Here is a 6,954-nt window from a genome sequence, read left to right as displayed (position 1 = left end):
CCCGCCACTGTGTCGTTAACAACCGTGTCGTTGACACTGGTGACGCTGGATTCGGATATAGACGCGCAGCTTCGACAACTCCAAACGCCACAGTGGGCTAGCCTTTCGGGGAAAGTGAATTGCTCAGGCGGCTGGTTTCTAGCAGAAAACGTAACTCTTTTATCGAGTTTTCCTGATCAGTTTGAGGAGTCTCCGTAACAGAGAGTAGAAACCTTTACACGGATGCTCTCATGCTGACTGCCAACTTATTAATCCTGTTTGTTGCGCTGCCAGCGCTCGTTAGCACTCTGGCTGATGCAAATCTAACCTCGACTTCCTTCTCTCGGTCGGTTTATAGCCAAATGGCGACGAGCACTACGCCCCCTGCTGGCGATCAGTTCCACCGAGGCAGCGGACGTTGCACGACGACTTGCTCCTGATCAGCCCTGCCTTGCTTGCCGCTAGAAACTTGAGAAGCCTCACCTGCTTATGCAACCGTTTAAGCAACCGAATCGCCCGAAAACGAAATCCTGAACACTGAATTGCCCGAAAACTAAGTATCTGAATATAGCGATATCGCATCACTCCCTGCCAACCTCTACCGCACGAGTATCTGACCAGCGCCCCAGCCAATTTCCTGATGGCTCGTGGCAAAAATTCCGCCAAAACTCGGCAAATATCCGGCAAATATCCGGCAAATGCCCGGTGAATCGCTCAGGAAACGCCTGGTATAACAGAACGAGGTTTGTTCGCCCAAACGCAGTTCGTCAAATCAGCAGTTTGTCAAATCGGCAGAAATCATTCTCCTGTGCAAAACGTTCCGATTAGCAACCGTCTATAAGCCCTGAAACTGCGGTTTCCAAGTTTACGAAGCGAAAGTTCGCCGATTTGCCCCAAAAGTTTGACCCAGGCTCAGCTGGGATTGGGCGATCGCCAGACCGTTTGACCAGACCGTTTGACCAGACCGTTTGAAGGGAGATCTGCCGCCTGTCTGATTTCACCTGTCTGATTGACGAATCTGCTGTTCGCAGGGAGACCTGTGGAGCGGCGATCGCCACCCGCTTGCAAGATTGCCTGCACGACTTGCGAACCTTGCAGCCTCCAGCCTTAGACCCGCTAAAGCTCTGTTCAGAATTTGGCGATATGGTTTAAGCTAGGGGTATTTTCGGAAGGATTGTACGTTGCCAATCGTACAGTCTGCAATCATTCTGATACTCACTCTGATACCCACTTATTGCAACGGCTCTTCCTAACAAGATGACTACTGATTTGGATCTGATCAAGCGCCTGAGTCCGAGTGCGATGGATCAGATCATGCTCTACCTGGCATTTAGCGCAATGCGGACGGGCGGACATCGCCACGGTGCATTTCTAGACGCAGCGGCCACCGCCGCCAAGTGCGCGATTTATATGACCTACCTAGAGCAGGATCAAAACCTGCGGATGACGGGGCATTTGCACCACATCGAACCCAAGCGGGTGAAGGTTATTGTCGAAGAGGTGCGTCAGGCCCTCACCGAAGGCAAGCTGCTGAAGATGCTGGGTTCTCAGGAGCCGCGCTACTTGATCCAGTTGCCCTACGTGTGGATGGAGCAGTTTCCCTGGCAGCCGGGGCGATCGCGCATTGCAGGCAGCAGCCTGACGATGGAAGAAAAGCGCCAGATCGAAGAGAAACTGCCGCCCAACCTGCCCGACGCGCAGTTGATCAACTCGTTCCAGTTCATGGACATCATCGAGTTTCTGCACGAGCGATCGCAGGAAGACCTGCCCGAAGACCGTCGCCTGCCCATGAGTGAAGCGCTGTCTGAGCATATCAAGCGCCGCCTGCTCTACTCCGGTACGGTGACGCGGGTAGATTCGCCGTGGGGAATGCCGTTCTACGCGCTCACCCGCGCCTTCTATTCGCCGGCCGACCGCGAAGAGCGCACCTACATCATGGTGGAAGACACTGCCCGCTACTTCCGCCTGATGCGCGACTGGGCGGAGTATCAGCCCCGCGTCTTGCGAGTGTTGGAAGAGTTGGACATTCCTGAAGACCGCATTGAAGACGCGCTGACCGATCTGGATCAGGTGCTACGGGAATGGGGCGATCGCTACCACAAAGAGGGCGGTGTCCCCTTCGTCGTGCAAATGGCCGTCGGCCCCAAGGACGAAGAGGAATCGTAAGGTTTCCCAACAGTTTTTCGGCGGTTTTCCGACAGTTTTCGGCGGTTTTTCAGCCGTTTTTCAGACGATAAAGTGGGGCGTTTCCCCCTGCGTTGCTTGGCGGCTCTTAGCATCGAAATACAGGTCTTCGAGGGAGATGCTGTGTAGGGCATCGCGCAGTTTGTCGTGCAGGCGATGCCAGAGCGTTAGCGTCACCCAGTCTTCGGCCTGGTCGGTGTCGGGGCTATGGCGCGGCAGCGGATCGACCTGTTCGCCGACGGCTTCTAGAATTTGCCCCAGCGAAATCTGGGCGGGCGGCCGCGCCAGTTGATAGCCGCCCTGTACACCGCGCACTGATTTCACCAATCCCGCCTGACGCAGCTCGATCAGCAGCTTTTCCAAATAGGGCGCAGGAAGCTGCTGCCGAGTGGCGATCGCCCGCACCGAGGCCGGCCCACCGCCCGGTTGTAGGGCCAGGTCTAGCAGGGCTTTGACGCTGTAGTGTCCGCGAGTGGTGAGCTTCATGCAGGGTTCATTGGGGAATCACGGTGGGGAATCATGGTGGGGAATTACGGTAGGGAATCACAGTGCTAAACGCCATTGGCAGTGGCGATCGCCGCGAAGACTAGGAACAGCGCACCACCAAGCAGAGTCAGCGTTTTTTCCGACAGGCGACCTGCAATCAGCCGGCCCCCAATGACGGCGATCGCCGCGCAGATGGCGTGCCCCAGAATTGCGCCTACCGATACCCCGATGGGATTTTTGGCCGCCGCCAGACCGATGGTGGCAATTTGCGTGCGATCGCCCCATTCTGCCAAAAACGTTAGCCCAAAGGTCTGCAAAACCACTGCCAGATTGGTCGGCCGCTTGACGAGCACCTGTTCCGACTGCGTGATGGTTTCCATCGCCTCTTCGCAGGCCTCGGCGCAGGGTTCGTCGGCCATGCGCCAGCCCTTGAGCAAAAGCTGGCTGCCAAACGCTAGGAACAGCGCAATTTCAGCGTAATGCACAACAGTAGGGGAAAACAGCGACACCACTCGCCCCATCATCACCGAAATCAGCGTCATCGCCGCCAGCGCACTCACCACGCCAATAAAGACGAGCGATCGCCGATGTCGCGTTGCCAAGATCACGCCAATGAAAAACGTCTTGTCGCCCAGTTCCGAAACCGTAATCAGCAGCAGCCCTGCCACAAACGCTTCAAACAAACTGGGCTGATATAGCTGATGTAAAAAACCTGCTCCACTCATGTTCTTGTCTCTCCTCAGGATCAGCAGCAAAACCTGAGTGGACTCGATGAGAGGCAGCGCACTCCACCAAGCCCACTCAACGTGTGGACTTAGTGAAGGTCTCACTGAATGCTTGGCAGGCGCTTTCCGCAAAAGCCAAGGGCATCACCTGAACCAGGGTCATCCCCAGTGTGTTGATTCAGGTTCCCGGAACGCGCCGGGTAGCTACTCCCCTTCAGTCAATTAGCATTATTGCATGGTTTGGCAGAAGGCTGGTGTCGCGCTGCGAATCCGCAGAAAATCGGGACAGGTGCTATGTTGCTCAGGGCGAGGAGCCGCTGTTGAATCGACTCTTTGCGGTTTGCAATGAAGAGTCAACAGGAATCAGCGGAGATTAGCAGATCTCGACCGAATTATTTCAAGCTAGGATTTCAGAACTCTATGAACTCGAACTCTATGAACTCGAACTCTATGAAATTGAGCATAACCTCGACCCTGAACCGGAAATCGACCCTAGCCTTGAACACAGGCTTGAAATTAATGCTGAGAAGCGCGATCGCCCTCGTTGGAGCGATTGGGCTGCCGCTGGATGCTCCAGCCCAGTCCCAGACAGCAACGTCCCTCGCCCTAGAGACGATTCCCGTAGGCAGCGCTTCGCGAATTGCCCAAATCAGCGAAGAGCGGGTCGGCCGCGTCAACCCGGCGCGTCCCATTCGGATTGAAATCATCAACGGCGGTCGGGCTACCATTGCCGCCGCCCTGACGCAGCCCGCCTCCGCCGAGCGGCAAATCGCCCCTAATAGCCAGACCGCCTTTGGCACCACGACAACCAGCTTTCTGCCACTGCCCATCAATCTGCTGGTCTATCCGCTGGGCACAAATATCGGGCTGAGCGTAGATGTGCTGGTGGAAGGTAACGTGATTCAAGTGATTGTCAGCGAACAGCTTTCGGACGATTCGGGCACGATTAACCTGTCGGTTGACGAAAACGGCACCGTGCTGCTGATTTAAGTCTGAGCCAATAACCGTGCTGCTATTGCGACAGTGAGTGTGTCGCGAGTGTCTGTCGCGGCTGAAGCGACGATTTAGGGGGCGATCGCTCTTCTAGTGGTCTGCAAGACCCGGCAAACTGCGGGGCCTACTGCGGGTCTTCCTGCAAGTCTTACTGCGAGTCTGGCAGTCAAACGGGCGATCGCCCCCACAATTTAGATAGAACTTACGTTAGATAGAACTTACGCAGGTGAATTAGATAGGACTTACGCAGTTGAAGGATTTTTTTGCGGCGCAGCCTACGAGAAACCCTTCAACATCCAGAAAACTGATCGCAGGTGCGTACGCCCTGTTAGAGAAAATAGGAGGGAAGAGGCGGACATAAGCCGGGTTCTGTTCTCGCACTGGCAAGCCAGCCGAGGGCAGTTATCTATCTGGGATGCCTGTCGCCAGACACCTCTAGCGGATTGGCAGATGCAGCATACACTGCACCTCGGAGCCGGTAAAAGACCAACCGTTGCTCCTTCGACCTTGCTCCCGACCGGGGTTTACCGAGCCAGCGCCTCTCGACGCTGCTGGTGCGCTCTTACCGCACCTTTGCACCCTTACCCAGGGTTTGGATTTTGGATTTTGGATTTTGGGTTGCTTCCAAGATCGCCTATCGCCAATCCTCAAGTTGCCTGGGCGGTATGTTTCTGTGGCACTATCCTCACGCTCACGCGCACTTGGCGTTACCAAGCAGGTCTGGTCTTTCGGGAGCCCGGACTTTCCTCAGATGCCACCAGAGCCGCAACTGCAACTCCTCAACATCCGCAACCGCCGTCGCCTCCTCTTCCCGATCTCCAGTCTAGTTTGCAAAATTCCCACCCTGCTCTCTGCAATGTTTTCCAAAGAAACCCTCTTTGCCCTCTCTCTCTTTCCCTACCTCGGCTTTTTGTGGTTTTTGACGAAGGCAGGCAATACGCCCCGACTGGCGCTGGTGGGGTTTTATATGACGCTGGTGTTTGTGGCGGTGACGATTCCGGCGGGGATTTATGCGGAGCGGGTGGTGGGCGAGTCGCTGGCTAATGTGGACTGGCTACACGGCAGCGCAGAGGCATTTTTGACCCTGGCGAATGTGCTGGTGGTGTTGGGCTTTCGGCAGGGCATTGTGCAGCGGCGATCGCCCAATCCGGGGCAAGATTCCTCAGCCCACGTCCCGAAATCCTAACCAAATTTTTCCGTTCGGCGGGCTTGGGGTTAGCATTAGCGAAGGGTGTTGCTTTGAAGCGTGAACGGAGCGCGATCGCCAGACTGTTCTTTGTTGCCGCACTAGACTAAACGAAACCAAACGGAACCAAACGGAACCAAACGATCTATCTTGAGCAGGAAGGCGCGGGTATTGCTGCTCATGCTTAAGCTCTATGTCTAAGGGCTTTATGTCTAAAAGCTTTATGCCTAAAGCATCTAAAAGCTGTTGGACGAGCTTTTTGGCAGTGGGGTTTCAGCCAGCAATACCAGCCGGGTCAGGGAATCGAAGAAATCTCTGGAGGCAGCGGAGTCGTTGTCTTGTTCGCTCCGTTCCGATCCGGGGGACAATGAACCATACGAGCCTCAGTGCGCTACCACCATGACTTGTTGCCTAAACCCCAAGTGTAAAAGCCCCCAGAACCCTGACGATGCGAAGGTGTGTCAGAGTTGTGGAGCCACGCTCACGCCACTCCTGCGGGGACGATATCGCCCCCAGCACCCCATCGGACAGGGTGGATTTGGCCGCACCTATCTGGCGCTGGATGAGGATCGATTGGGGACGCGCTGCGTGGTGAAGCAGTTTTCGCCGCAGGTGCAGGGCACAAAGTCGCTGGAAAAGGCGGTGCGGCTGTTTAACCAGGAGGCAGTGCGGCTGGATGAACTGGGCGAGCATCCACAAATTCCCACGCTGCTGGCCTATTTTGAGCAGGACAACTACCTCTATCTGGTGCAGCAGTTTGTCGAGGGGCAGAGCCTGCTCCAGGAAATGAGGCAGACCGGGGCGTTTGGAGAGCGCCAGATTCGAGAGGTGTTGGCGGATATTCTTCCGGTGCTGCGGTTTGTGCATCAGCGCCAGGTGATCCACCGCGACATTACGCCGACCAATATCCTGCGGCGACAGGGCGATCGCCGTCTGGTGCTGATCGACTTCGGCGTAGCCAAGCAGCTTGGCGATGCGCCCGTCGCCACGGGAACCCGCATCGGCACAGAGGGCTATGCGCCGATCGAGCAGTTTCGCAGCGGTCGCGCCTATCCCGCCAGCGACCTCTACAGCCTGGGGGCGACCTGCCTTCACCTGATGACGCAGGTGCGGCCAGACAATCTTTATGACCCGCTGGAGGGTCGCTGGACTTGGCGAGAATACCTGGCAGAAAAGGGCACGCTGGTCAGCGATCAACTGGCGCACATGCTCAACCAAATGCTGAAGGATCTGGTGTCGGAGCGCTACCAGTCGGCCGATGAGGTGATGCGCGATTTGAATGCCGACTATTTCCTGCCGACGAGCCGACCAGGGCGATCGCCCGCTCCTCAGCCTGCTCCCCAGCCCTCTGCCGCTCCGTCACCCCGTGCGGCAGCTTCACCCCAGGCGACTGCCCCCCAG

Annotated in this window: 7 protein-coding genes and 1 other RNA gene; 5 read left to right on the top strand and 3 right to left on the bottom strand. The window is 56.4% G+C overall.

Annotated elements, in window-relative coordinates:
• Together IGS51_RS21005 and hetR are read left to right on the top strand one after the other, a co-directional pair.
• On the top strand, positions 1–198 hold a 198-nt coding region (locus IGS51_RS21005; RefSeq protein ID WP_297080705.1), incomplete at its 5' end, for a hypothetical protein.
• Between the two features lie 1,038 nt (positions 199–1,236).
• Positions 1,237–2,145, top strand: a complete 909-nt coding sequence (gene hetR / locus IGS51_RS21000; RefSeq protein WP_297080704.1) for a heterocyst differentiation master regulator HetR — start codon at positions 1,237–1,239, stop codon at positions 2,143–2,145.
• Positions 2,146–2,205: 60 nt separating this feature from the next.
• Here hetR and IGS51_RS20995 read toward each other — a convergent pair whose 3' ends face one another.
• Together IGS51_RS20995 and IGS51_RS20990 are read right to left on the bottom strand one after the other, a co-directional pair.
• Positions 2,206–2,649 (bottom strand): Rrf2 family transcriptional regulator, encoded by a 444-nt coding sequence (locus tag IGS51_RS20995; RefSeq protein WP_297080703.1) that lies wholly within the window; start codon positions 2,647–2,649, stop codon positions 2,206–2,208.
• Positions 2,650–2,714: 65 nt separating this feature from the next.
• Complete coding sequence (locus IGS51_RS20990; protein WP_297080706.1) at positions 2,715–3,332, bottom strand: TMEM165/GDT1 family protein; 618 nt, start codon at positions 3,330–3,332, stop codon at positions 2,715–2,717.
• Positions 3,333–3,824: 492 nt separating this feature from the next.
• On the opposite strand from IGS51_RS20990, the gene IGS51_RS20985 reads away from it, so the two are divergent.
• Positions 3,825–4,364 carry a hypothetical protein gene (locus tag IGS51_RS20985; RefSeq protein WP_297080702.1) on the top strand — a complete coding sequence of 180 codons (540 nt, stop codon included), beginning with the start codon at positions 3,825–3,827 and terminating at the stop codon, positions 4,362–4,364.
• 343 nt (positions 4,365–4,707) lie between these two features.
• Here IGS51_RS20985 and rnpB read toward each other — a convergent pair.
• Positions 4,708–5,176, bottom strand: an RNA gene (gene rnpB / locus IGS51_RS20980) — RNase P RNA component class A.
• 47 nt (positions 5,177–5,223) lie between these two features.
• Here rnpB and IGS51_RS20975 point away from each other — a divergent pair.
• Together IGS51_RS20975 and IGS51_RS20970 are read left to right on the top strand one after the other, a co-directional pair.
• The gene (locus IGS51_RS20975; RefSeq protein ID WP_297080701.1) at positions 5,224–5,553 is read left to right on the top strand and encodes a DUF3593 domain-containing protein; all 330 of its coding nucleotides are present in this window, start codon (positions 5,224–5,226) and stop codon (positions 5,551–5,553) included.
• A 399-nt stretch (positions 5,554–5,952) separates the two neighbouring features.
• The coding region (locus IGS51_RS20970) for a serine/threonine-protein kinase (RefSeq protein WP_297080700.1) at positions 5,953–6,954 on the top strand (1,002 nt) is incomplete at its 3' end.

Source organism: Thermoleptolyngbya sp. M55_K2018_002 (genome assembly GCF_015295965.1).
In the GTDB taxonomy this organism is placed as follows: domain Bacteria; phylum Cyanobacteriota; class Cyanobacteriia; order Elainellales; family Elainellaceae; genus Thermoleptolyngbya; species Thermoleptolyngbya sichuanensis.
The sequence above is the reverse complement of the archived record's forward strand: the minus strand, read 5'-3'. Positions and strand labels throughout refer to the sequence as shown.

Excerpts from the sequence above, each read along its gene's own strand:
- hetR (WP_297080704.1), top strand. The coding sequence starts at position 1,237 with ATGACTACTGATTTGGATCTGATCAAGCGCCTGAGTCCGAGTGCGATG.
- IGS51_RS20985 (WP_297080702.1), top strand. The coding sequence starts at position 3,825 with ATGAAATTGAGCATAACCTCGACCCTGAACCGGAAATCGACCCTAGCC.
- IGS51_RS20975 (WP_297080701.1), top strand. The coding sequence starts at position 5,224 with ATGTTTTCCAAAGAAACCCTCTTTGCCCTCTCTCTCTTTCCCTACCTC.
- IGS51_RS20995 (WP_297080703.1), bottom strand. The coding sequence starts at position 2,649 with ATGAAGCTCACCACTCGCGGACACTACAGCGTCAAAGCCCTGCTAGAC.